The sequence below is a fragment of the Haloferax sp. DFSO52 genome (genome assembly GCF_048158745.1).
GTDB lineage: Archaea > Halobacteriota > Halobacteria > Halobacteriales > Haloferacaceae > Haloferax.
Genome location: NZ_JBLOPB010000001.1, coordinates 611,241 through 633,898, shown reverse-complemented (window position 1 = coordinate 633,898; position 22,658 = coordinate 611,241). Strand labels below are relative to the sequence as shown.

The following is a 22,658-nucleotide window of genomic DNA, read 5'->3' as shown; positions in this document are numbered from 1 at the left end:
ACTGTACTATCATGTCGTGTGCGCATAAGTGACGTGCTCGAATGTGCGACTCAGTGTACCCAACGCTCCTGTTTTCGAGAATCACTGCGACAGAAGAGGTTATGCGCGAACGCTACCCGACTGCCCCGGGTATAGATACGCGCAGTTCTTCGACTCGGGCGATGAGTCTGCTGGGAACTGAAGCCCCCGACTTTACACTCGAACGCACCGCCGGCGACGAAGTAACCCTCTCGGAGACGCTGGAGAGCGGTCCAACTGTCGTCCTCGTCAATCGCGGCCACTGGTGTTCGTTCTGTGCCGAACAGCTCCAAACCTTCGACGAAGTCGCGTACGACCTCTGGTTCAACGACGGCGTCGACGTGCTGCCCGTCGTCACGAGCGAACTCGGCGACCTCACCGAGATGCGCGACCGTTTCGACCTCGACTTCCAACTCGCTGCAGACCCTGACGGCGTCGTCGCAGACCAGTACAGCGGAACCGAAGAGACCAGCCACGGCGTGACGGGCATCGCTGGGACGTACATCGTCGACGAAGACGGAATCGTCCAGTACGAACAGGTTGCCGACCACCCCGCCGACCGGACCTACGGGAACTGGACCCGCTACTTCATCCGCAAAGGCTACAAAGACATCTTCGCGTAGGCGCACACAGACTGACCAGTCGTCCTTTTCCTGCGCCTGATCGATACGTCACCAGCCGACGGCTACCCAGCACTCACCAGTGGTGGTGGACGTGCTGCCGTGCGTACGTGTCGTACACCTCTTCGACGTGCTGGAACTGGTCGGCCGACAGCGGCGGGAGCGACGCGGCGGCGACGTTGTCACGGATGTGTTCGGGTGTCTTCGACCCCGGGATGATGGTGCTCACGGCGTCGAACGAGAGAATCCAGCGGAGCGTGAACTGCGCGAGTGAGACGCCGTCGGGGACGACGGTTTCGAGCGAGTCGGCGGCGGCGAGTCCGTCTTCGAACGGGATTCCCGAGAACGTCTCGCCAACGTCGAACGCTTCTCCGTGGCGATTGTAGTTGCGGTGGTCGTCTTCTCCGAACTCGGTGTCTTCCGAGAGCGCACCGGTGAGCAGTCCGGATGCGAGCGGGACGCGAACGATGACGCCCACGTTCCGGCGCTGTGCCTCACGGAAGAACAGCTCGGCGGGTCGCTGTCGAAGTGGGTTGAAGATTATCTGGACTGTCTCGACGCCGTCGTACTCGATTGCTTTCAGCGCGTCTTCGACTTTCTCGACGCTCACGCCGTAGTGGTCTATCTTTCCGGCGTCTCGGAGGTCTGCGAGGGCGTCGAACACTTCGGGACGGTAGTAGGCCTCGCGTGGCGGACAATGGAGTTGGAGCAGGTCGAGTGACTCGACGTCGAGATTCGCCCGACTTCGGTCGACGAACTGGTCGAGGTTCTCGTAGGTGTATCTGTCCGCGTCGTGGGGGTCGAGGCGGCGGCCTGCTTTGGTTGCGATGATCACATCGTCGTCGCGGTCGTCGAGAGCCGACCTGATTCGCCGCTCACTGTCGCCGTCGCCGTACACGTCCGCAGTGTCGAGGAAAGAGATACCCGCGTCCAGTGCGGCTTCGATTGCCGCGGAGGCGTCTTCGTCGGAGACGGGGCCCCAGTCACCGCCGAGTTGCCACGTTCCGAGTCCGATCTCTGAGACGTCGTATCCAGTCGTACCGAGTGGTCTGGTGTCCATGGGAGGAGGTACAGAACGTTGTCAGTAAATGGATTGGGTCGCGGCAGTCGTCGTTCAGTACTCAAGTCGAAGCGGACGTTTCACTGCTCACGTTGTTCGCCGGAAACGTCCGCTCTCGGATCTCTCTCTGTTCCCCGATTTGAACTCACTCGCAAATCTGCGATTTGCTCGCTGCTCAACTCGGGTCGAGGGGGACGTTTCACTGCTCACGTTGTTCGCAGGAAAAGTCCGCTCTCCCCGATTTGAACGGGGGACAAGCCGATCTACAGTCGGCTGCTCTGCCAGGCTGAGCTAAGAGCGGTCACTGATTTCTATCCGGTCGACGGTTTTAACGATTATCATTCGACCCGCCCGGCGTGTGACTTCTGTCAGACAGAGGCGAACATTGATATGGCAACACACTGATTGCCGGATAGATGACGAAGATCACGTTCCGCGCCGACGACGACCTCGTCGAGCGACTGGATGGCCTCGACACCTCGAAGAGCGAGGCGATGCGTGAGGCGCTCCGCCAGTACCTCGACCAGATGGAACGTGATGACGCCGACGCGCCGGCGCACCACAACGAAAGCGAACTCGACGCGGCGCTGTCTGCTCGGGTCGAAGACATCGTCGAAGCACAACTCGACGAACGACTCCCGTCCCTCGTCGACGACGCGGTCGCGACGCGCACTGCCAACCGTGAGTCCTCCGAAGTGAACGTCAACATCAACGTGGACGGTACGGCCGCTGAGTCGGACGTAAACGCGGAGTACGGCCCAGCTGTCGCCACCCCCGGAGGGCGTAAGACACCGGAACACACAGCGGAGAAACCAGCGCCCGAGACAGAATCGACGTGCAACCAGTGCGGCGAAGCGGTCGACTCGACCCACGTCTACTGCCCGAACTGTGGCGAGAAGGCGTCTCACCGAGTATTCTGTGAGTGTGGCGACGAACTTCGCTCAGACTGGGCGTTCTGCCCCGAATGTGGCCGTCGGACACCTGCTGCCGACGTCCTCGAATAGCATAATCACCGATTAAGAGCCGTATACGGGCAATTCAGGCATTGTCTTACAAACGGCGTTACATTTATATCCTATCGCTCTGTGGTGACTTACGCGTAAGACGGTTGTCTTACAGCCACCCAACGACGACCCGTACCCCGGCGTCGTCCGTTGATTCTGGCGTGTAAGACATTCGCACATGTGTGCGGCGCACCGTCTTACCGGGGGAATGAAAATATGGAGCGTGTGACACTACGAATTCCGAAGCAGCAAATCGAGGAGGTCGAGCGAATGGTCGAGACGGGTGAGTTCCCGAATCGATCTGAAGCCATTCGTTCTGCCGTCCGCGAGATGCTCAACGAACAGACTACCGACAAACGCCAGCGCGAATCTACCAGCAAGCGCGGCTGGGCGAAGGTGTAACCGATGCAAGATATCGTTCGCGAGGCGATGGAGCGAGACGAGGCCGAGCGCAAGACGAAGCTCGAAGACACCGATGACGACCAGTTCGGTGACCCTCGTATCGTCATCGTCGGCTGTGGTGGTGCTGGCAACAACACGATCAACCGGCTCTACAACATCGGCGTCGAAGGTGCCGACACGGTTGCGATCAACACCGACAAGCAGCACCTGAAGATGATCGAAGCGGACACGAAGATTCTCGTCGGGAAATCCCTGACGCAGGGTCTCGGTGCTGGTGGCGACCCCTCGATGGGGGAACGCGCCACCGAAATGGCACAGGGAACCGTCAAAGACGTTCTCGGTGACGCCGACCTCGTGTTCGTCACTGCGGGGATGGGCGGTGGCACCGGTACCGGTGCAGCACCCGTCGTCTCCAAGATTGCAAAAGAGCAAGGCGCAATCGTCGTCGGCATGGTCTCGACCCCGTTCAACGTCGAGCGTGCCCGGACGGTGAAGGCCGAGGAGGGACTCGAAAACCTCCGCAACGAGGCCGACTCGATCATCGTGCTGGACAACAACCGACTCCTCGATTACGTCCCGAACCTGCCTATCGGCAAGGCGTTCTCGGTCATGGACCAGATTATCGCCGAAACCGTCAAGGGCATCTCGGAGACCATCACCCAACCGTCGCTCATCAACCTCGACTACGCCGACATGTCTACCATCATGAATCAGGGCGGCGTCGCGGTGATGCTCGTCGGTGAGACGCAAGACAAGAACAAGACCCAAGAGGTGGTCAACGACGCGATGAACCACCCGCTCTTGGACGTCGACTACCGTGGCGCATCCGGTGGCCTCGTTCACATCACGGGCGGCCCTGACCTCACACTCAAGGAGGCCGAGGGAATCGCGAGTAGCATCACCGAACGACTCGAAGCGGCGGCGAACGTCATCTGGGGCGCTCGCATCCAGGACGAGTACAAAGGGAAGGTCCGTGTCATGGCCATCATGACCGGCGTCCAATCGGCGCAAGTTCTCGGTCCAACGACGCAAAAGCAGGCCGACAAATCCCGCCAGAGCATCGAAGGACGGCAACAACAACGCTCGGAATTCGACAGTTCGCAGCGAGCTCAAACGCCACAGAGCGGAACGTGGTCTGACGGCGGACGCGACGAGTCCGAACAGAACAACGGTCTCGACGTCATCCGGTAACCGAGCAAGACCCGTCCGGACACCACCAAATCCGTACGGATTCCACCAGATCCGTACAGGTTATTCGGTCCACTCGGATTCCACCAGATCCGTTTGGACTCCACTGTGTCCGTTCGGCACGCAGTTTTTCTTGTCAGTGGGTTCCTTCCGAACCCGTTTCGACGACATATCTTCGACTCGTGAGCGACAGCACGAGTACGTACGAAAATATGGGAGGAATCCGGCGTCTTACACTGCTTCTATCGACTCGATGAGGCGGCACTTCCGACAGATATCGCCCGCCGTCTTCGACCCACAGCGATCACAGTCGTTGAGGTCGACCTGTCCGTCGCCCCGGTACTCGTCTGCGACTAGCCCGGCGAGTTCTTCGTATCCAGCCATAATCGAGTGCCGCGTCCCCGGGTGATTCTCTTCGAGTTTCAACAGTAGTTGCTGAATCTCACCGCGGTAGGCCTCCGACGAGTGTGGGCACTCGGTGATGTGTGCCGGGAGGTCTTTCAAGTGGGCGTAGAGTGCGACTTCCTTCTCGGGAACGTCGCGGAGTGGTTTGGCGCGTGGGATGAAGTCGCCGGACTCCCGGCGTTTCTCGAAGTCACCGATGCTGGCGTCGAAGTGTTTCGCGACCTGCCGGAGGTCGCCCTCGAAGAAGTTCATCAACGCGGTCTGTGCTTCGTCGTCGAGGTTGTGGCCCGTGAACAGTTTGTCCGCGCCGAGTTCGTCGGCGAAGCGTTCGAGGAGGTCGCGTCTGAACACACCGCAGTACGCACACGCGGCCATGTTTTCGGGGTCTTTCTCGACGACGTCATCCATCTGCACGCCGAACTCGTCTTCGTACGAGACGACTTCGTGGTGGATGTCGAGGGCTTCCGCGAGTTCGACACAGGCGTCGACGGATTTGTCGCGGTAGCCTTCGATTCCCTCGTGGATGGTCAACGCGACGAGTTCGATTCGTGGGTCGCGGCCGAACGTCTCGTCGAGAATGTGCGTGAGGACGACGCTGTCTTTCCCGCCGGAGAGACCGATAACCCACGTCTGGGGGTCCTCGGGCGTCGCGTCCCGCGGGAGCATGTTGTCTTCGCGGATACGGCGGCGCACGCGTTTTTCGACCGAGGCACAGAAGTGTTCGTCACAGAGATGTGCCCCAGAGTAAGCCGCGTGCATCACCGCGTCCCGACTGCACTTGTCGCACTCCATTGCCGGTCGATTGCTTGGCAGGAGGGATACGGGTTTCGCCTCGCGACGGGCGTGGTCGCTGGTCGCAACCGGTTTGACCGTTCGACTCTCACAGACACCCAATGGAACGAGACGCCGCCCTCGACCGAGTCGAGCGCGTGGTCGATGCCGTCGAATCAGACACACTCCCGGTTCCGGTCCGCGAGGTGTGGGTCTACGGCGACGTGGCCCTCGGCCTCGACCCACTTGACCGACTCGACGTGTACGTGACGAAAGACATCCTTCTCCGGGGCGACCCCGACGCGGCCGACGAATTCGAAGCATCGCACGGCGTGAAGGGCGTCGGGAAGAGCATCCGCGCCGAGTGGGCACGCGAACATCCCGACCTGATTCGGGCGAATTCGAACGGCTACGCCGCTCCCGAGAAATGTCTCGCAGCACACCTTCTCCCCGACGACGAACCGGTCCACCTCGAAGTGTGTAACGCCTCGTTCGAAGACAACGTCACCCAGCGACTGAAAGGAGCGATGGCCCGCGAGGCGTACGAACAGATTCTCGACCCGCGTGGTGTCTGTCTCTACGCCGACGGCCAGCGCTCACCGAGTGCGATGGAGAAACTCCGAAACGGTGAGTTCGCGTTCCCGACGCTCACCGCCGCGTTGGAGATGCTGGGGTTAGCGGGCGACGAGGCTGAGACGGCAGTCGAAGCGATGCGGACGTACCGTGCCGAACAGACGGGGACGACCGTTCGCGGCGACGTGGTCTGACGTCACTCTCTCCGACGTGACGACTGGTTGTATCGGGCCCCTTCGTCTTTGGCTCGACGTTCCGCTTCTTCTCGATCCATCGTCGGGAGGTTCTCGGTCTCCTGTTGCATCGCCCAGTAGAGGACGAGCGGGACGCCAATCGCGAGAGCGAAAAAGAGCACGAAGACGAATCCTTCGGCGGCCATACACGTTCGTCGAACGGGATGGTCGTAGTTGTTTGGGCATCAAATTTATGTCATCTTCGGGAGCACCGTTGCGTATGAGCCCTCCAGCAGACCACGACCGAGAAGGCTGTCCGAAGTGTGGCCACACCGAAGCCGAGACGGACACGATTGCGACGTCGGGAAGCGGACTGACGAAGATGTTCGACATTCAGAATCGCCAGTTCACGGTCGTCTCGTGTACGAACTGCGGCTTCTCTGAACTCTATCGCGGTCGCTCCAGCGGAAACATGATAGACCTCTTTTTGGGATAACGACGAGCCCACCCCCAACCGCGTGAAACTCGTCGGACGTGTTAGACACAGCCGTCAGACTCGGCCGGTAAACTCGCCCGTCAGACACGACCAGTCGTCACGTCGAACGGGACGACTTCGGCCCGCCGATACGTCCCGTCTCGAATCTGTTCGACTACGTCGCGGCCCATCTGCCGCCACTCTCGCCGAGTCGACTCGTAAGACACGTCCGCGTCGAGTCCGCGCCTGAGGTCTGCTTCGTGGCGGTCAAGTCCCTCACCGGTCGCTTTCTGTGCCGCACTCTGTACGTCGTACTCGTCGTACGGAGGTTCGGTCAGCTTTCGGTGGTGGTAGCGTCGGGTTCCGACGACCGAGAGTCCGGCGTCGTCGAACAGTTCTGGGACACGGTCACCAAGGGCAACGTCCGTTTGCACGCCCGAGAGGAACGCTGCTCTCACCCGGCGTTCGAGGGATACTTCGGCGTCGACGGTCGAATCGACGCCGACGGCGGCGTTGTCTGGTTCGACCGTCGCCACGAGGTCCGACGAGACGCGCGCGAACTCGCGTAGCGCGGCCACCGGGTCCGGGAGGTTCACGAGCAGCGCCTGACAGACCACGAGGTCGAACGCGTCGTCGGCAAACGGGAGTCGTGTGGCGTCGCCGGCGACCACCTCGATTTCGGGGCGGCCGGCAGCGACCGACAGCAGCGATTCGTCGGCATCGACACCGACGACGCGGGCGTCTGACTCCTCGGCGAGGACGCGCGTGAACTCGCCCGTTCCGCACCCAACGTCGAGGATACGGGTTCGACTATCGAGAGAGAGGTCGGTGAGGGCAGTCCGTGAGTCGTCCCACATCCCCTGTCGCGTCCGCTGAAGATACGATTCCGAGAACCGTCGCACACTCGCAGTCGAGTTCCGCGAAACCAAAAGTCAGTCGGTGTGGTCAGTTGGTGTGGCTAGTTGGTGTAGTCAGTTGGTGTAGTCAGTTGGTGTAGCCAGTCGAATCCGGCCCAGTATCAGTTCGCGTCGGCGCGGTACTGGCGGACGCGTTCGATGTTCCAGGCGTAACTCTTCCCGTCTTCGGTCGGCGTCTCCAGGACGAGCGGCACGTCGTTGTTGACGATTGCGGGGTGGTTGATGAACGCGCGCATACCCTCTTCGCCGATGAGTCCCTCGCCGATGTGGGCGTGTTCGTCTTTGTTCGTGCCGCACCCGTGTTTCGAGTCGTTCAGGTGGACGCACTTGAGGTGTTCCAGACCGACTTCGTCGTCGAGTTGCTCGAACGTCTCGTCGACGCCTTCGGCCGTCGAGAGGTCGTAGCCTGCGGCGAACGCGTGGGCAGTGTCGAGACAGATGTCAAGATCCTGTTCGGAGTGTTCGAGGACGTATCCCAGATGGGCGAAGTCGTCACCCATCTTCGTGCCCGACCCGGCGTCGGATTCGATGAGGATGGTGACGCCGTCGGGAACGTCGATGTCGTCGAGGACGGAGACGGCGTTGTCGAGGCCCTGTTGTTCCCCCGCGCCGGTGTGCGCGCCGAGGTGGACGTTTACGTACGGAATCCCGAGTTTGTCGGCCATATCGACTTCCGTCTGCATCGAGTCGAGTGACTTCTGGCGAAGGCCGTCTTTCGGCGTACAGAGGTTGACGAGATACGAGGTGTGGATGACCCACGGTCCCTCGAGATTGTCCGCGGTTTCCTCGCGGAAGAGTTCGGCCTCTTCGTCGGAGATATCGGGGTCTCGCCACACCTGCGGCGAGGTGGTGAATATCTGCCCGCAGTTGCCGCCGACGGCGACCTGCCGGAAGACGGCGTTCGCGACGTTGCCGTGCGGTGGCGTCTCCTCGTCGGAGGAAGTCTTCGAACTAGACATCGAGACGTGTGCGCCCACTTGCATGCGAACCCCCACGGCGTACCCGAACAAAGGGACTTCGGAGTCGGCCAACGACGAAGAGGGAATCAGGTCGAAAACAGTGTCACCGTGACCCGGGCCGTCTGCGCACCCAGTCGTCGGTGTCGTACTTCTCTTCGACCTTTGCTCGCGCCGCATCGAGTTCCTCGTCGGTCCACGACCCCTCCTCGGCGTCGACGAAGTCGGCCAGCGAGTCGGTCACCGCCTCGACGAACTCCTCGCGGGACACGTCTGCGAGTTCGTCGATGCCAGCGACGCGTTCTCTGAACTCCTCGGGCGTCACGTCGTGGCCGTCGAACACGCCGAGGTGCGTCTCGGCATCGACCGAGTAGGTGAGCGAGCCATGTTGGATGACCGCGTCGCGTCGGCGGTACTGGGCGTTGCCGGCGACTTTCCGCCCTTCGGCGACCATGTCGTGGGCGGGGTGGAGCGCCCGGAGATAGCATGCTGGATGCCAGATGACCGGGACATCTTCGTCCACGAAACCCACGTCGACGCCGACTGACCGAATCGCGTCTAAAATCGGTTCGCACAGGAGGTGATAGCAGTCGATGAGGTCACCCGGCAGTTCCGCTTTCGGCGCGACGATAGAGTACGCGACGTCGCCGTATCGGTCGTGATAGATACCGCCGCCCCCGGTCGGACGGCGCGTCACGTCGATTCCCTCGCGTTCGCAGAACTCCCAATCGACCGTCTCGGGGTCTTCGCCGTATCCGAGCGAGAGGCAGCTCGGTTCCCACGAGTAGACGCGAACCGTTCGTGGGCCGCCCGACGCAGCAGTCTCGCCTGCGACTTCGTCGAGCGCCATCTGCATCGCGCCGGGGCGGATATCCTCGCGAATCAACCGCCACTCTCGGTCGGAAAGCGCGCCCTGCGAGTCGTTCATAGTCGGGTTTCGGCAACGCGCGAGAAAGCGATTTCGGCGCAGACCCGCAGCTGCACGTCTCTCTGCAAACCCACGCACACAGAACGAGCGATTCGTTTACACCGCCCGGCACAGTTGGCTAGCGTATGCACTTCCACCGCGTCGCCATCGCCGCGACCGACCCCATCTCGCTGTGTGAGTTCTACGTCGAGACGCTCGGGTTCGGTGCCGTTCCGGGGTCACAACGCTCCGTGACCGCCGGCGAAACGACACTCTGGTTCGAACTCGGAGACACCGACGCCGACCACCTCGCCTTTACCGTCGATGCCGACGTGGACTCGGTCGTCGCGTGGGTCGACGAACACGTTGGCGTCCTCGAAACCGACGAGGGACCGAGCATCCGATTCGACTTTCTTGGCTGCGACTCCGTCTACTTCGAAGACCCGGAAGGGAACATCATCGAGTACATCTGTTACGACGGGCAGTCGTCGGGAGCCTTCGACCCGAAGACAGACATCGTGGGCGTGACGGAAGTCGGGATGGCCGTCCCCGACGTCCAAGCGTTCGTCTCAGACCTGACGGACGCAGTCGACGTGGAGGTTATGAGCGAGTTCGGCGGGGGAACGGTCGTGTTCGTCGGCGACAGGACAGGCCGATTCGTCGTCGCGGCCGAGGGTCGGCCATGGTATCCGACAGACAGAAACGCAGCCCTCGACCCGGTGTCGGTCCAGTGCGACGCCGATGGGACGTTCAACCCCAAGGGACTGCCGTATCGGGTGAACGTCGAACAGTAACGGGCCACGAGTGTCGCGGCGAGAACTCAGTCGCCGAAGAGTCTTTCGAGAAACCCTCTGTGGCGCGCTCGCTCCGCAAGCAGGACCGAGCCCTCGATGTCGTCGACGACGTCCTCCGCGATAGTCCCGCGGACCAGTCGGGTGAGTAACCCGCGCTCCGTCGCGCCGAGAATCACCATCGACTTGCCGACTGCCGCCCGCTCGATTGCGGTCTCCACGTCGCCAGTCTCGACCTGCAGTGTCGCGTCGCCCAGACCGTGGCTCTCTGCCCACTCTTCGAGGAACACCTCTCCTTCTTCGACCGAGTCGGCGACGTGGAGGAGCGTCACGTTCGAATCGTACTCCGACCGAAGCACCGTGGCAACTTCGGCCGAGAGGTCGGAATCGGGGCCACCGGCCGTGGGGACGAGCACCTCGCTCGGGTCGAACCCCCGGTCCCTGAGGACGAGGAAGTCACACGGAATATCCTCGGTCAGTTCGTCGAACCTCCCCTCTGCTCGCCCCGGTGCGCCGTGGGAATCGGGGCCCCAACCCATGACGACGAGGTCGGCGTCGTGGTCCTCAGCCACGTCGAAGATTTCCTCGAACGACTGGTGAGAGACGACCGTGTGTGTCTCGACGTCGACGCCGAACGTCGTGGCGTGGCGACTGGCGCGTTCGAGGAGGGCCTGTGACTCCGCGTCGAGGTCGTCGACGTGGTCGGCACCGTACTGCAGGGCTGTTTGGTACGGGACCGTCACGATGTGAACGGCGTCGACTCGTCCGCCTCGTTGTTTCGCGATGACGCTCGCGAGGGCGATGAGGTCGTGTTCGTGTTCGGGGTTTGCCAGTGGAACCATCACCGTGTACTCACCACCGTCGGGCTGGACCGAACTTGCGGCGGACACCGCCGCTGCCGGCATCTCGTCGGCCCGCGAGAGGATGTACTGCGTCAGAATCCCCTGTTTCGTGGCCTCGCCGCGCGCGTACGCCAGATACCAGACGAGTCCGCCGGCGACGAAGCCGACAGACAGGAGGATTTCGAGTGGTTCCATGAACGCGATGAGACCGAACGAGGTCACAGCGCCGAGAATTGGCGTAATCGGGTAGAGTGGCACTTCGAACGCCGGTTGATACTCCTCGACGTTGGCCTGTCGCATCACGATGAGCGCGATGTTGAGCATCCCGTAGACGATGAGGTGGAGGACGCTGCCAGCCTTGGCGAGCGTCTTAACGTCGCCGACGACGATGAACGCGAGGATGAGGGCTCCGGTGACGGCGATACTCCGATAGGGCGTCGCAAACGACGGATGGATGGCGTTGAGTTTGTCCGAGACGAGTTTGTCACGCCCCATCGCGAAATTGATTCGCGAAGACGCCAGAATACTCGCGTTCGCACTCGACGCGGTGGCGAGAAGGCCCGCGAACGTCAGAAGCGCGACGCCAACCCCGGCGAGGCCGATGGTCCCGAACGCAATCTCCGCCACGTCCAAGACGGGCGTCTGGGTGAACTCTGGAGCGAGTTGGCGCCAGTTGATCACACCCATCAGCACCACCATGATGATGGCGTACATGACGGTGACGATGACGACGCTCCCGACGACGGCCAACGGGAGGTTTCGACCGGGATTTTTCAACTCTTCTGCGACGGTCGTAATCTTCGCGAATCCAAGGAAGGAGACGAAGACGAGGCCCGTCGCGGGGAGAACTGCGGCCGCACCGCCGGTTTCAGCGGGGAAGAACGGGCGGAGCGTCGTGATATCCGCCTGAAGGAAGCCGAGGATAGAGAAGATGGTGAGGATACCGACCAGCAGCGTGACGATGACTATCTGGATACGTCCGGTCTCTTTCGCACCGATGTAGTTGATTGCGATGAAGGCTGTCCCGGCCAACAACGCCCCAATCTGGTACGACGTGAGCCCAAACGGGCCGAGCGAGAGTGCGGGCAAGGGGAGGAACGAGGCGAGGTACTCACCGAAGCCGAGGGTGTAGAACGCACTGGCGAAGGCTAACCCCATCCAGTTGCCCCATCCAGCGACGGACCCGAAGAGCGGTCCGAGGGCGTGGTTCACGTAGTAATAACTGCCGCCCGCCTTCGGCATGGCAGTCCCGAGTTCGGACGCCGAGAGCGCGGTGAAAAGCGAGATGACACCACCGACGACGAACGAGAGGGCGACTGCTGGGCCTGCCGCCGCCGCGGCCTGTCCCGGGAGGACGAAGATGCCCGCGCCAATCATCGTTCCGACACCGATGGTCAGCGCCGACAGTAGACCGAGGTCTTTGGCGAGTTCTTCGTCTCCGGACGACATTTACACCACCGCTGATTCGTCAGCGTCTTCGGTGATCGATTCGTCGTCTTCCGTCTCGGTGAGGGCGATGACCGGCCGTCTGGCCGCTGTGATGAGTCGAAGCGACCGGTCGCCGGAGAGGAATTGAAGGATTCGGCCACCGCCACGTGGCCGAAACACGATGGCGCTCGCATCGAGTTCTTGCGCCACCTCGGTAATCCCTGCGACCACGTCTCGCCGGTAGACTATTTGTGTCTCTGCCTCGGGAAACGACTCGTGGAACGCTTCGAACGACTCCGCTGCAATCTCTTCTGACTGGACGATGGGCGTCTTGTCCGGGACACCCTCTCCCTTCTCGACGACGTGCAGGACGGTCACGTCCCCGACGTCGTACGTTTCGAGTGCAGTCGCAGTCTTCCGCGCGTCTGCTTGGTCTGCAACCGGGACGACGATGGATTCTGTGAACGAGTATGTCATATCTTACATCACCTGATACCGGGAACGCTGCGTGGAACCACACTGTGGACACGGTTCGACGACGGGGTCGAGCGTGGTTCCGCAGTCACGACACTCGACGTGTATCTCCTCGGGGGCAAGCCACGATCGAAGGAACGAAACGAGAGAGAGCATGGTCGGGGTGTTACTGGTTGACCGCCTCTGTTCGAGGCCCACGAAACACGTCGAGTTCCGCGTCATCGGTGTAATTCCGCGAGAGGATGGTGACGATGTCGTCAGGTTGGATGACAGTGTCACCGTGAGGAGTGAGTTCCGTGTCGTCTCGTTCGATACCGATGACGAGGATAGTCTCGTCGAGAATGCCCTGTCGACTCGCTTCTTCGAGGGTGTAGTTCACGATGGGGGCTGCGTCCCGAACAGTGAGTTGGATGATAGTCGCCTCCCCAGTGAGACTGATAACGTCGTTCGGTGTCTCAGACCGACTGTCGTCGGGATTGAACGGCGCGTAAGGGCTGAAGAACTCGTCTTCGACCAAATCCTCGTCTTCTATCTCGATACCGAGTTGTGAGAGATTTCGTGCGATTCGCTGGAGGTCGGACGTCGTCTCACCGATGGCGACGACGTGGAGATTGCGCCGCCCGGTCATCAGCGTTCGAACGTTGACGACGCCCGGAATCGCGCGCGCCCTGTGAGCGAGCGCTTCACGTTCTGGAACCGGGACGTTACACAGGTACAGGTTCGTCAGGTTTCCGCCCGCCCGTTCGAAGTCGATGTGGGCGGGGTATCCGCGAATGATACCTCGTTCTTCGAGCCTGTGTATCCGGTTACGGACAGTCGCCCCCGAGACGTTGACCGTCTCCGCAATCGATGATGAAGTCGTGTTTCGCCCGTCCTGCATGAGTGCGTACAGGATGCGACGGTCGATGTCGTCGAGACGATGATTTGAATTGGTGTTAGTCATGTCAATTCACATTCTGCATTCGCATTACAAAAATAAAGACGGTGCAAATTGACTTAATGATTGCGAGAAGGGGGTATAATTTTCGTCGTGTGAGCCAGTTCATCTGGCAGTCCCGTCGTTGACGGTTCACTCACTGCTCTGTCCCCCACCCGCGACCCAAACGACCCAGTAGACGTGGTTGACACCTATTTCGTATCGTCGTATTCGATTTATCAGCCATCATTTTGCGACTCGCGGCCCTTTTACGCCTCGCCCGCGGACAGAGAGGCATGGCACGGAACGTCGCCGGCGTGATGGCCGAACTCGAGTCCGAGGACTTCTATCTCCTCTCGGGCGTCGAGCAGGGCATGCGCTTCAGCGAGTGGGTCAATCGCGAGAAACTCCCGAAGAACTCGGGGATGACCGCCGAGGAGGTCGACTATCGAATCGACCGCTGTATGACCCGCGACCTCATCGAGCGCAAGACCATCCAGTACGAGGGGTACAAACTCACGGTCGGAGGCTACGACGCACTCGCCTTGCGAACCTTCGCCCAGCGAGATACGATTCAGGGGTTCGGCGCGCCACTCGGCGTCGGCAAAGAAAGCGACGTGTTCGAGGTGCAATCGTACAAACCGATGGCGCTGAAGTTCCACCGCGAAGGCTATACGAACTTCCGCGAGGTTCGCCGCGAACGGGATTACACCTCCGACAACCACCACGTCTCGTGGCTCTACACCGCGCGCAAGGCCGCCGAACGCGAGTACGAGGCACTGGAGACGCTCTTCCCGAAGGTGTCTGTCCCACGACCGGTGGACCACAACCGCCACGCAATCATCATGTCGAAACTCGACGGCGTCGAACTCGGGAAGGCCAGACTGGATTCCGAACAGGTCGTTGGCGTCCTCGAATTGATCCTCGACGAGATGGCCTCGGCGTACGACGCCGGGTTCGTCCACGCCGACATGTCCGAGTACAACGTCGCCGTCAGTGAGAAAGGAATCACCATCTTCGACTGGCCACAGGCCGTCCCGACCGACCACGAAAATGCGCGCGAACTCCTCGCGCGCGACGTGAAGAACATCGTGAGCTACTTCCGCCGAAAGTACCCGTCCGAGATGCCCGACGATATCGACTTCGACGCCCTCTCCGACGCGATTGCTCGAAACGAGTTCGAGACGCTCGCAAACGTCTAGGCTGACTCTTCTCGCGCCGACACCCCCGTCTTCCACTGTCTCTGGCCTCGAACCACTGGGTAGACTCGACGGGAGTCCCATCTATGAGGTGAGATAAATCACATACGACGATACGAAAGGGAGAACTGACGCTAGCGTGGGGATGGTGGAAGACACAAGATTCGCAAGACACCCTGAGCGAGACGCAGACATTCGAAAGTGATGTGGAGAGGCTGTGTGGCCGAGAAAGAGACGCGAAACGCAGAGTGGAACCGGGAACGTCGTCGTCGACTATCGCTCTTGTAAGTCCTCGGGGACAGCCCCCACGAGGAGCGTGTCTTCGACGAGTGCTTCCATCCCGCGCCTGAGTCGTTCTGAGAGTGCCTGATGTGAGATGTCCATCTCGTCGGCCAGTTCAGTCAGCGAGGTCCGTCGAGGAACCTCGTAGTACCCGCGTTGGGCCGCCAACACGAGCGAGCGGAACTGGTCTTCCGAGAGACCGAATCGGCCGGCGGGTTCGCCGTCCATCTCACGAATCGACTCCACGTCGAAGTTGAGGCCGTGGTCTTCTGCGAAGTCGTGAGTCTTCGCGAACTCGTCGCGGGTCGGATAGAGGACGCGGAGTTTCCACCGGTCCTTCCGGCCGTAGGCGTCCAGAACCGTCGCGTCGGAGTTCGTCACCATCTGCAAGAGCAGTTGGACGTGGTCGACCCACTCCATGCGGTAGAGACACTCCTCGTCGAACTCGGAGAGACAGGAGACGCTATCGACCGACTGGTCCTCGTCGAGCGCAGCGTCGACGTCCGCCCGGTCAGCGTATCGGACCCAGAGGAGGGGCATGACGGTGTTAGCGCCGCTTTCGATGATACGCTCACACTCGACTTCGGCGTTCGGGAGTGCCGCGAGCGTGTGATTCAACGCGAACTCTTGGGTCGGGACGGACCCTCTGACGATAGTCGCCACGAGTGGGGAGTATTCCGTCGAAGCACATGTGTTTAGGGGCCGAAACGTTCGTTCGAGTGACTGTCTCGGCCGTCCATCAGTCGAGTCGGCCGTCGGTTGCGTGTGCAGCCTCGTCGCTTACCGGGCTGTAGCGATACGGTTCTCACGTGAATGGATTCCAACTGCTGAACTCACGGGCGGCCAAGGGGCTGAGTGTACTGACGACCATCCTGTCGGGCTTTCGAGCGATAGCAGGAGGGCGGACCAAACAGGGACTGTTGCTGCTCGGTGCCGGGATGCTCTCCCTCCAGTGGAGTGGCATCGGGTTCGTCGCACAGCTCGCCGTTGAGGGGCTCAACCGTCGATGAACGGGTTGAATGGCGGACATGACGAGCGGTGACGAACCACGAGCGTCTCCCTCGCGAGCGGCGGGGCGGTCAATATACAAGGGCCTCCTCGACGTCGTTCTCACGGGACTGGCGATTATCGTTCCAATCGTCGTCACCGTCTACATCCTCGACGTGGCGCTCGGTGTGGTCACCGAGGCACTCGGGCCGTTCGTCGGCCTGCTAGAGTGGCTTGGCTTTCGCCGCTGGGACGAACTGAACGCGTTCGTCGGGTTCCTCGCGGACGTGGGAGTCTACGCACTCGTCGTCGACGTGTTCTCCGAGCTCGTTGCCCTCACCGTTCTCTTCGGTGTCATCGTCGTCGTCGGTTCGGTGGGACGCAACCGATACGGGGAGTTCCTCATCGGAACCATCGACGGTGCCATCGCGTCGATTCCGGCCGTCGGAACGGTCTACCAGAGTTTCCGACGGATGGGTGACGTGATGCTCGACACCGACGTGGAGAACTTCGACGAGATAACACTCGTCGACTTTCTGGGTGACGGCACCTACGTCCTCGGGTTCGAGACAGGAGACTCGCCGGAGAGCGTGTGCGAAGCGACCGGTGAGGAGATGGTGACGGTATTCCTCCCGATGGCACCGAATCCGGTCACCGGTGGCTTCCTTACCCACGTCCCGCGAAGTCAGCTGGTGGACGTGGATATGACCATCGAAGAGGGGGTTCGAAGCATCCTCACGAGCGGCGTCGCGAGTGGCGGGCGTGCCGAGAGTATCGACGACGTGTCGATTGACGAATTACGCCGTCTCCGCGACGTCGAGTCGCTTCGGTCGGCAGTCGCTCCGAATAGCGTGCGCGACCACACGGACGACGATGCCCGCGAGTGAGACTCGGTGGAGGCCGAAGCGAGCGACTGTCGCCGACGAAGCCTGCATGTGCAAGGGACGAACCCATTGGACGTGAGGTTCGAACTCTCACCTGTGATGAGACGCACACCAGAAAACGACGCAGGCTTCGGTGACGCCGCGAATCCGCGACTAACCGCCGGCCCAACCACGGGGGTGACACAGGGGAACTGTGAGTTCTCCGCTGGACGATGATTCCCGCATCACTCGGAGCGGCCGCCCTCGCACCCTTGCAGGCTGGCGGCGGTGGATTCCTCTACTACGGCGTCGTGTTCTTCGTCCTCGCCATCGTCGCCGGACTCGCTGGCTTCCGCGGCATCGCCGGCCTCTCGATGGGAATCGCGCGCATCCTGGTCGTCATCTTCCTGGTACTGGCCGTCGTCACGCTGCTCCTCTAGGCGGCGAGTACCCCGTCACTGTTTTCGAAGTCGGTCGTTCTGAGAACCCAGTCGTTACCTCACTGGTCTTCGTCCGATGGGCCTTCGTCGCGACCCCGAGGGAGGAGTACGTCGCTCCCGAGGTACCACTCGGCGTCGGCGTCGACTCGGTTTGCGAGCACCGCGTTGACGACGACGCCGAGAATCAAGACGAGCGACCCGACGTACAGCCACGTCAGGACGAGCAGGACGCCGCCTGCGATACCGTAGAGTTCGACGCTCTGAGAGACACGAAAGTACACGCGGAGGACCTGCAGTGAGGCGGTCCATCCGAACGCCGCGAGCGCCGCCCCCGGAATCGACTCGCGGAGGGACACCGCCTCTGCGGGAAACAGGTAGTACATCGGGACGAAGAGCACGCTGAGGACGCCCCAGAGGACGAACGGAGCGACTACCGACCACAACACGGCCTGGATTCGAAACGAGACCACGAGACCGGCAGCGGTGATGACGCCGACGCCGACTGCCACCGTCGCCATGACGAGGACGCTGTTGAACAGGCGCCTGACTGTGCCCATCTCCTTACGCGTGCCGTAGATCTGACTGAAGACGCTGTCCATCCCTCGAAACAACCGGAGTGAACTCCAGACGAAGATGGCGAAGGCGAGTGCCACCGCCCGCAAGCGACCAGACGTCTGTCCGCTCACCGTTCTGAGAACGGACTCGAACTGCGAGAGGTCGACGCCGACGAGTAACTCGAACGTCGGAAGAATCGACTCGACCCGTCCGTACGTCGTGACGAGGACGAACAGGAGAAGCGAAAGCGGGACGAGCGAGTTGAACGCGTAGTACGCGATGCTCGCGGCCGTCACCGTGACGTTCTTCTCACGCGTGACTGCGAGCATCGTCGCAACGAGCCGACGGGGTCCGTCGCTGCCCATACCCGTGCAAGGAGAGGCCGAGATAAAAGGTCAGTGCGGGCGTCGAACACTGTGTCTGCAGTCGGGGTTCGTCGTGGAGGCCCACAACCCCGAACGACGTTCGGCTTGTCCACGAAAGGGAGCGTACAGGCTGCTTACCCGACGTGATAATTTGAACCCCGTCGTTATGTGGTCTGTGGCACAGGTTCGTCCGTGATGCAATCACTCTCCCGGGTTCTCCCGGACCGATTTCACGAACAGTACTTGTACAAACTCGCGGCGATGCTGAGCGTCCTCGTCATCCTCACGTCGGGTGTCGGAGCGTACACCTACTTCACCGTCTCCGAAGAACTCCACGAGTCGGTTCACGAAGAGTTGACGAACACCGCCAAACTACAGGCAGACGAACTCTCTGTCTGGCTAGAAGAGCGAACGCAGATTACGCGAATGCTGTCGACGTTCACGATTCTCGACAGCAAAGACCCAACAGCGATATCGGCATTCCTCGAGAGTGAGCTGGCGAACCTCCCCGACGACTTCGTCGCTCTCCACTACATCGATACGACGTCGAACGAAGTTCTCGCGAGTTCTTCAGAAGCACAAATCGGGGAGACTGCAGTCGTGGCCGACAAAGCGTACATCCACGGGTCGACAGACTTCTCGAACGACAACGACGTCGCAATCACCGAGATGTACCAACAGGGTGGTGAGACACACATCTCGTTCGTGAGTCCGGTCTCTGGTGCCGAGAACCGAGCAATCGTTCTCGTCTCCTCTGCGGCCCACCTTCGCGAAGTCTTCCATGCACCGTTCGACGGGTCGTTCGTCCAAATCATCGACAGTGAAGGCGTCGTCGAGTTCGACGAGCGCGACATCTCGAGTGGAGAGGCCTACCCCGAACAAGACGTGCAGGCGCTCACAGACGGCCTCAGCGGTGGGTCCGGTGCCTACGAAGCGGCGGCAAACGGTGCGTTCGACGAACGACACGTCGTCGCGTACGCGGGCGCAGAAGACCTCGTCGTCGTCATACACGCGCCGACGAGTTCCGCCTACCACCTCCAACAGACGGTCATCACCGACATCGGAATTCTCCTCGTAGTGTTGCTTCTCGGCATCGGCGGTATTGCTGTGACACTCAAACGCAGCATGCTCGACCCGCTCGATGACCTCGAAGCAGTGTTGTCTCGCCTCCGCGGCGGCGACCTCGACGTGGACCTCGAAACGGACCGCCGAGACGAATTCGGCTCTGTCCTCGGTGCCGTCGACTCGCTTCGAGGCGACCTGCTCGACCAGCGTCACGATGCCGAGGTGTACAGCGCCGTGATGCAGACTGCCGCAGACGGTGACCTCACCGCTCGGATGAACACCGACAGCAACTCCGACGACATGCGAACCATCGCAACGTCGTTCAACGCGATGGTAGACGAACTCGAAACGGCCGTCGGTTCGGTCATGGAGTTCGCAGACGAGGTTCAGATACGAAGTGACCAGGTCGCACAGGGTGCCCGAGAGGTCAACACTGCGAGCGAACAGGTCGCGCAGTCGGTCGAACAGATATCTCACGGCGCAGACGAACAGGCCGGGCGACTCACGTCCGTCTCTCAGGAGATGGACACGCTCTCGGCCGCCGTCGAAGAGATTGCGACTGCGGCAGACCAGTTAGCTGAGAACTCGGCCGAGGCCGCCGAACTCGGCGCAGACGGACAGGTCGCCGCAGAAGGCGCGCTTAACGGAATGGACTCGATTCGGTCCGAGACGCAATCGACAGTCGAAGAGGTCGCTGAGTTCGGCGCACTGACCGACGAAGTCGGAGATATCGTCGGCGTCATCGGCGACATCGCCGAACAGACGAACTTGCTCGCGCTCAACGCGAACATCGAAGCAGCGCGTGCGGGTGAAGCAGGCGAAGGCTTCGCCGTCGTCGCAAACGAAGTCAAACAACTCGCCGAAGCGACGGGAGAGTCTGCCGCCGAAGTCGAGACGCTCATCGAAGACATCCAGTCACAGCGTGAAGTCGTCGTCTCCGGTGTCGAACAGATGAGCGAACGCGTCACCGAGGAATCCGAGTCCGTCGAGACGGCTATCGACGCACTCGACGACATCACCGAACGCGTCGAAGAGAACAACACGAACGTCCACGAAGTCACCTCCGCGACGGACGCACAGGCGACTTCGACGGAGGACGTGACGGCGATGGTGCAGGAAGTCGCGAGCGTCAGCGAAGAGACCACTGCCGAAGCGGAGACGGTGTCGGCGGCGGCAGAAGAACAGGCCGCTTCACTCAATCAGGTCACGTCGAGTGCGCAGACGCTGGCATCGAACGCCGAGGACTTACACGCGCTCTTGGACCAGTTCGACGTCGACACGCAGCGCGGCACGCAAGAAGAACCAGCGCGTGTCGATTCAGTCGTCGGGTCGAACGTCAACTACGGCGCGTCGTCACCAGCGGTCAGCGACGGCGGAACAGACCAGTAGGCGAGCGACCTCGCCTGCATCGATTACTCGGTTTCCGTTTCGGTCGATGGTGGACGTTCGTCACTACCGAGCGTCTCGTGGATTGCGAGGACGAACGCGGGGACGACGACCATGAAGATGTGTTCTTCGAGTGGGATTCCGATGAGTTCGACGCCCGTCCGCAGCGGAATCTCGAAGACGCCGACTTCGAGGGTGTACCAGTCCCAGACGTACGCGACGGGATAGACGACAGCAATCGTTCGAACCGTCCGACGAATCGCGTCACGTCCCGCCCTGAAGAGAACGACAGCGGCGACAGTCCCAAAGAGAACCTCGGTCACGAGATAGGTGTACGGGCCGAAGACGCCGATATCCGGGAGGGGAATGCCGGACAGCGGGCGAAACGCCACCGCGACGACGAGAAGCGCGAGAAAGACGTACGACCCGCGGACGAGCATCATCGTCGCATGTCGTGGCGGCGTCGCTCTAGCGAGAACGACGACGAGTGCGAACGGGACCGCGGCGACGGCGGCGAAGGGCGGAAAGACCCCGGTAATCGACCCGGCGACGACGAAGAAGAGTCCGGCACCGATGAGTGCGTACGCGAGTCGAAACGCGGCGTCCGGTCCGAGCGTGACCGAGACGGTTCGTTTGTCGATAGACCGGTCGTAGTCGTAGTCTTTCGCGTCGTCGATGATTTTGATGCCGGCGAGGACGAACACTAAGACGCCCGCGAACGCGAGCGGTGTCGCCGTGAGAACACCCGTCTGGACGTAATAGCCGCCGAGAATGCTGAGTGCGATGCCGAGCGGGTATCCCAGCGTCGTCGTCACGGGGTTCATGTCCAACTGTGGGGCGTGGAAGTAGCCCAGCATCCATCCGGGGATGGTGAACACGAGGACGGTGGCGTCGACGAGGCCGACGAGTGCCACTGTGCAGAGGACGAATCCGAGCGTCGCACCAGCGATACAGAGGTGACATCCACGCCGGGTCATCGGGTGGTCGTCGTCTTCACCTCGGAGATAGAAGTCCACGTATCCGTCCTTGACGTGCGCGGTGTACACCCCGAAAAACACCGTTGCAGAAAAGAGGATTCCGGGGAGGAGGGTAAACTCGCCGACGAGGATAGCACCGAACCACGACGCCGCCACGGGCGGAAGCATGAACACCGGATGCACCTGTGAAGCGAGTGCACCGAGTGCTGCGCTGACGCCAGTGTTGTGACGCGAGATAGACATGTAGAACCATACGACGGTCGCGACCAAAAAGGCACAGCGGCGACCACGACCACGCTGACTGACGCGAAGACACCAAAAATTCGCAGTCGGGGTCTCGTCTCGTTACCAGAGATGGCCACCGATATCGACGATTGCTCCGCAGTGACCACACTCTGAGACCTGTAACGGGTCAGCGAGAGAGTTGCGTACGACGAGTTCGCGGGGACCGGTTGGCTCACCACACCGCTTGCAGACGGACGTTTGGACTGTTTTCATGTGTACTCCTGATGCTGGGCAAACACTGGTTGTGACTCGAATCGTGTTCGTACCGAGAGGAGACGAATTCCGACTCGACTGAACGATTGGCTTTCACCCGGCCGATGCACTCCGGAGCGAA

Annotated in this window: 25 protein-coding genes and 1 tRNA gene; 12 read left to right on the top strand and 14 right to left on the bottom strand. The window is 61.3% G+C overall.

The genetic code is table 11. The annotated features are described in order from the left end of the window. Positions 1-161: 161 nt before the first annotated feature. Positions 162-641 carry a peroxiredoxin family protein gene (locus ACK3SC_RS03340; RefSeq protein ID WP_416838698.1) on the top strand — a complete coding sequence of 160 codons (480 nt, stop codon included), beginning with the start codon at positions 162-164 and terminating at the stop codon, positions 639-641. Positions 642-714: 73 nt separating this feature from the next. Here the strand turns inward: ACK3SC_RS03340 and ACK3SC_RS03335 are convergent, their stop codons facing one another. Both ACK3SC_RS03335 and ACK3SC_RS03330 read right to left on the bottom strand, forming a co-directional pair. Continuing rightward, on the bottom strand, positions 715-1,698 hold the full coding sequence (locus tag ACK3SC_RS03335) for an aldo/keto reductase (protein WP_416838697.1): 984 nt from the start codon (positions 1,696-1,698) through the stop codon (positions 715-717). 227 nt (positions 1,699-1,925) lie between these two features. Continuing rightward, positions 1,926-1,999: transfer RNA gene (locus tag ACK3SC_RS03330), tRNA-Tyr, on the bottom strand. Positions 2,000-2,114: 115 nt separating this feature from the next. On the opposite strand from ACK3SC_RS03330, the gene ACK3SC_RS03325 reads away from it, so the two are divergent. The 3 genes from ACK3SC_RS03325 to ftsZ all read left to right on the top strand — a co-directional run bounded on the left by ACK3SC_RS03325 (position 2,115) and on the right by ftsZ (position 4,295). After that, positions 2,115-2,702: a double zinc ribbon domain-containing protein gene (locus ACK3SC_RS03325; RefSeq protein ID WP_416838696.1), complete on the top strand. Its 588-nt coding sequence runs from the start codon at positions 2,115-2,117 to the stop codon at positions 2,700-2,702. Between the two features lie 216 nt (positions 2,703-2,918). Then, positions 2,919-3,104 (top strand): ribbon-helix-helix domain-containing protein, encoded by a 186-nt coding sequence (locus ACK3SC_RS03320; protein ID WP_004970382.1) that lies wholly within the window; start codon positions 2,919-2,921, stop codon positions 3,102-3,104. 3 nt (positions 3,105-3,107) lie between these two features. Beyond that, complete coding sequence (gene ftsZ, locus ACK3SC_RS03315; protein ID WP_416838695.1) at positions 3,108-4,295, top strand: cell division protein FtsZ; 1,188 nt, start codon at positions 3,108-3,110, stop codon at positions 4,293-4,295. 228 nt (positions 4,296-4,523) lie between these two features. Here the strand turns inward: ftsZ and ncsA are convergent, their stop codons facing one another. Next, positions 4,524-5,489, bottom strand: a complete 966-nt coding sequence (ncsA, locus tag ACK3SC_RS03310) for a tRNA 2-thiolation protein NcsA (RefSeq protein ID WP_416838694.1) — start codon at positions 5,487-5,489, stop codon at positions 4,524-4,526. A gap of 101 nt (positions 5,490-5,590) precedes the next feature. Here ncsA and ACK3SC_RS03305 point away from each other — a divergent pair, with 101 nt between their 5' ends. Further along, positions 5,591-6,235, top strand: a complete 645-nt coding sequence (locus tag ACK3SC_RS03305) for a hypothetical protein (protein WP_416838693.1) — start codon at positions 5,591-5,593, stop codon at positions 6,233-6,235. Between the two features lie 2 nt (positions 6,236-6,237). On the opposite strand, the gene ACK3SC_RS03300 is transcribed toward ACK3SC_RS03305, so the two are convergent. Further along, positions 6,238-6,420, bottom strand: coding sequence for a hypothetical protein (locus tag ACK3SC_RS03300; protein WP_416838692.1), 183 nt, complete (start codon positions 6,418-6,420; stop codon positions 6,238-6,240). Positions 6,421-6,494: 74 nt separating this feature from the next. On the opposite strand from ACK3SC_RS03300, the gene ACK3SC_RS03295 reads away from it, so the two are divergent. Beyond that, positions 6,495-6,710, top strand: a complete 216-nt coding sequence (locus tag ACK3SC_RS03295; RefSeq protein WP_416838691.1) for a zinc ribbon domain-containing protein — start codon at positions 6,495-6,497, stop codon at positions 6,708-6,710. An 80-nt stretch (positions 6,711-6,790) separates the two neighbouring features. Here the strand turns inward: ACK3SC_RS03295 and ACK3SC_RS03290 are convergent, their stop codons facing one another. The 3 genes from ACK3SC_RS03290 to ACK3SC_RS03280 all read right to left on the bottom strand — a co-directional run bounded on the left by ACK3SC_RS03290 (position 6,791) and on the right by ACK3SC_RS03280 (position 9,490). Continuing rightward, the gene (locus ACK3SC_RS03290) at positions 6,791-7,591 is read right to left on the bottom strand and encodes a class I SAM-dependent methyltransferase (protein ID WP_416838690.1); all 801 of its coding nucleotides are present in this window, start codon (positions 7,589-7,591) and stop codon (positions 6,791-6,793) included. 116 nt (positions 7,592-7,707) lie between these two features. After that, positions 7,708-8,589, bottom strand: coding sequence for a deoxyribonuclease IV (locus ACK3SC_RS03285; protein WP_416838689.1), 882 nt, complete (start codon positions 8,587-8,589; stop codon positions 7,708-7,710). Between the two features lie 79 nt (positions 8,590-8,668). After that, entirely contained in the window at positions 8,669-9,490 is an 822-nt protein-coding gene (locus ACK3SC_RS03280) for a lipoate--protein ligase family protein (RefSeq protein ID WP_416838688.1), read from the bottom strand. A gap of 125 nt (positions 9,491-9,615) precedes the next feature. Between ACK3SC_RS03280 and ACK3SC_RS03275 the strand changes: the two genes are divergently transcribed. Beyond that, entirely contained in the window at positions 9,616-10,263 is a 648-nt protein-coding gene (locus ACK3SC_RS03275) for a VOC family protein (RefSeq protein WP_416838687.1), read from the top strand. Between the two features lie 26 nt (positions 10,264-10,289). On the opposite strand, the gene ACK3SC_RS03270 is transcribed toward ACK3SC_RS03275, so the two are convergent. From ACK3SC_RS03270 to ACK3SC_RS03260, 3 genes are all read right to left on the bottom strand, one after another. Continuing rightward, the gene (locus tag ACK3SC_RS03270) at positions 10,290-12,551 is read right to left on the bottom strand and encodes an amino acid permease (protein WP_416838686.1); all 2,262 of its coding nucleotides are present in this window, start codon (positions 12,549-12,551) and stop codon (positions 10,290-10,292) included. Further along, complete coding sequence (locus tag ACK3SC_RS03265; protein WP_416838685.1) at positions 12,552-13,007, bottom strand: universal stress protein; 456 nt, start codon at positions 13,005-13,007, stop codon at positions 12,552-12,554. It lies immediately after the preceding gene. A gap of 163 nt (positions 13,008-13,170) precedes the next feature. Further along, positions 13,171-13,947, bottom strand: a complete 777-nt coding sequence (locus ACK3SC_RS03260; RefSeq protein WP_416838684.1) for a winged helix-turn-helix transcriptional regulator — start codon at positions 13,945-13,947, stop codon at positions 13,171-13,173. Between the two features lie 269 nt (positions 13,948-14,216). Here ACK3SC_RS03260 and ACK3SC_RS03255 point away from each other — a divergent pair, with 269 nt between their 5' ends. Then, entirely contained in the window at positions 14,217-15,122 is a 906-nt protein-coding gene (locus ACK3SC_RS03255) for a serine/threonine-protein kinase RIO2 (RefSeq protein ID WP_416838683.1), read from the top strand. A gap of 270 nt (positions 15,123-15,392) precedes the next feature. Here ACK3SC_RS03255 and ACK3SC_RS03250 read toward each other — a convergent pair whose 3' ends face one another. Continuing rightward, complete coding sequence (locus ACK3SC_RS03250) at positions 15,393-16,064, bottom strand: helix-turn-helix domain-containing protein (RefSeq protein ID WP_416838682.1); 672 nt, start codon at positions 16,062-16,064, stop codon at positions 15,393-15,395. A 146-nt stretch (positions 16,065-16,210) separates the two neighbouring features. Between ACK3SC_RS03250 and ACK3SC_RS03245 the strand changes: the two genes are divergently transcribed. From ACK3SC_RS03245 to ACK3SC_RS03235, 3 genes are all read left to right on the top strand, one after another. Then, complete coding sequence (locus tag ACK3SC_RS03245; RefSeq protein WP_416838681.1) at positions 16,211-16,411, top strand: hypothetical protein; 201 nt, start codon at positions 16,211-16,213, stop codon at positions 16,409-16,411. A 9-nt stretch (positions 16,412-16,420) separates the two neighbouring features. Further along, the gene (locus ACK3SC_RS03240; protein ID WP_416838680.1) at positions 16,421-17,275 is read left to right on the top strand and encodes a DUF502 domain-containing protein; all 855 of its coding nucleotides are present in this window, start codon (positions 16,421-16,423) and stop codon (positions 17,273-17,275) included. Between the two features lie 209 nt (positions 17,276-17,484). Continuing rightward, positions 17,485-17,691, top strand: a complete 207-nt coding sequence (locus ACK3SC_RS03235; protein WP_416838679.1) for a DUF1328 domain-containing protein — start codon at positions 17,485-17,487, stop codon at positions 17,689-17,691. Positions 17,692-17,750: 59 nt separating this feature from the next. On the opposite strand, the gene ACK3SC_RS03230 is transcribed toward ACK3SC_RS03235, so the two are convergent. Next, a complete protein-coding gene (locus tag ACK3SC_RS03230) occupies positions 17,751-18,611 on the bottom strand; it encodes a YihY/virulence factor BrkB family protein (RefSeq protein WP_416838678.1) in 861 nt (286 codons plus the stop codon). Positions 18,612-18,806: 195 nt separating this feature from the next. Here ACK3SC_RS03230 and ACK3SC_RS03225 point away from each other — a divergent pair, with 195 nt between their 5' ends. Further along, positions 18,807-21,065: a methyl-accepting chemotaxis protein gene (locus tag ACK3SC_RS03225; protein ID WP_416838677.1), complete on the top strand. Its 2,259-nt coding sequence runs from the start codon at positions 18,807-18,809 to the stop codon at positions 21,063-21,065. A 23-nt stretch (positions 21,066-21,088) separates the two neighbouring features. Here ACK3SC_RS03225 and ACK3SC_RS03220 read toward each other — a convergent pair whose 3' ends face one another. Beyond that, entirely contained in the window at positions 21,089-22,282 is a 1,194-nt protein-coding gene (locus tag ACK3SC_RS03220) for a lycopene cyclase domain-containing protein (RefSeq protein WP_416838676.1), read from the bottom strand. A 102-nt stretch (positions 22,283-22,384) separates the two neighbouring features. Beyond that, positions 22,385-22,537 (bottom strand): hypothetical protein, encoded by a 153-nt coding sequence (locus tag ACK3SC_RS03215; protein ID WP_416838675.1) that lies wholly within the window; start codon positions 22,535-22,537, stop codon positions 22,385-22,387. Positions 22,538-22,658: the final 121 nt, after the last annotated feature.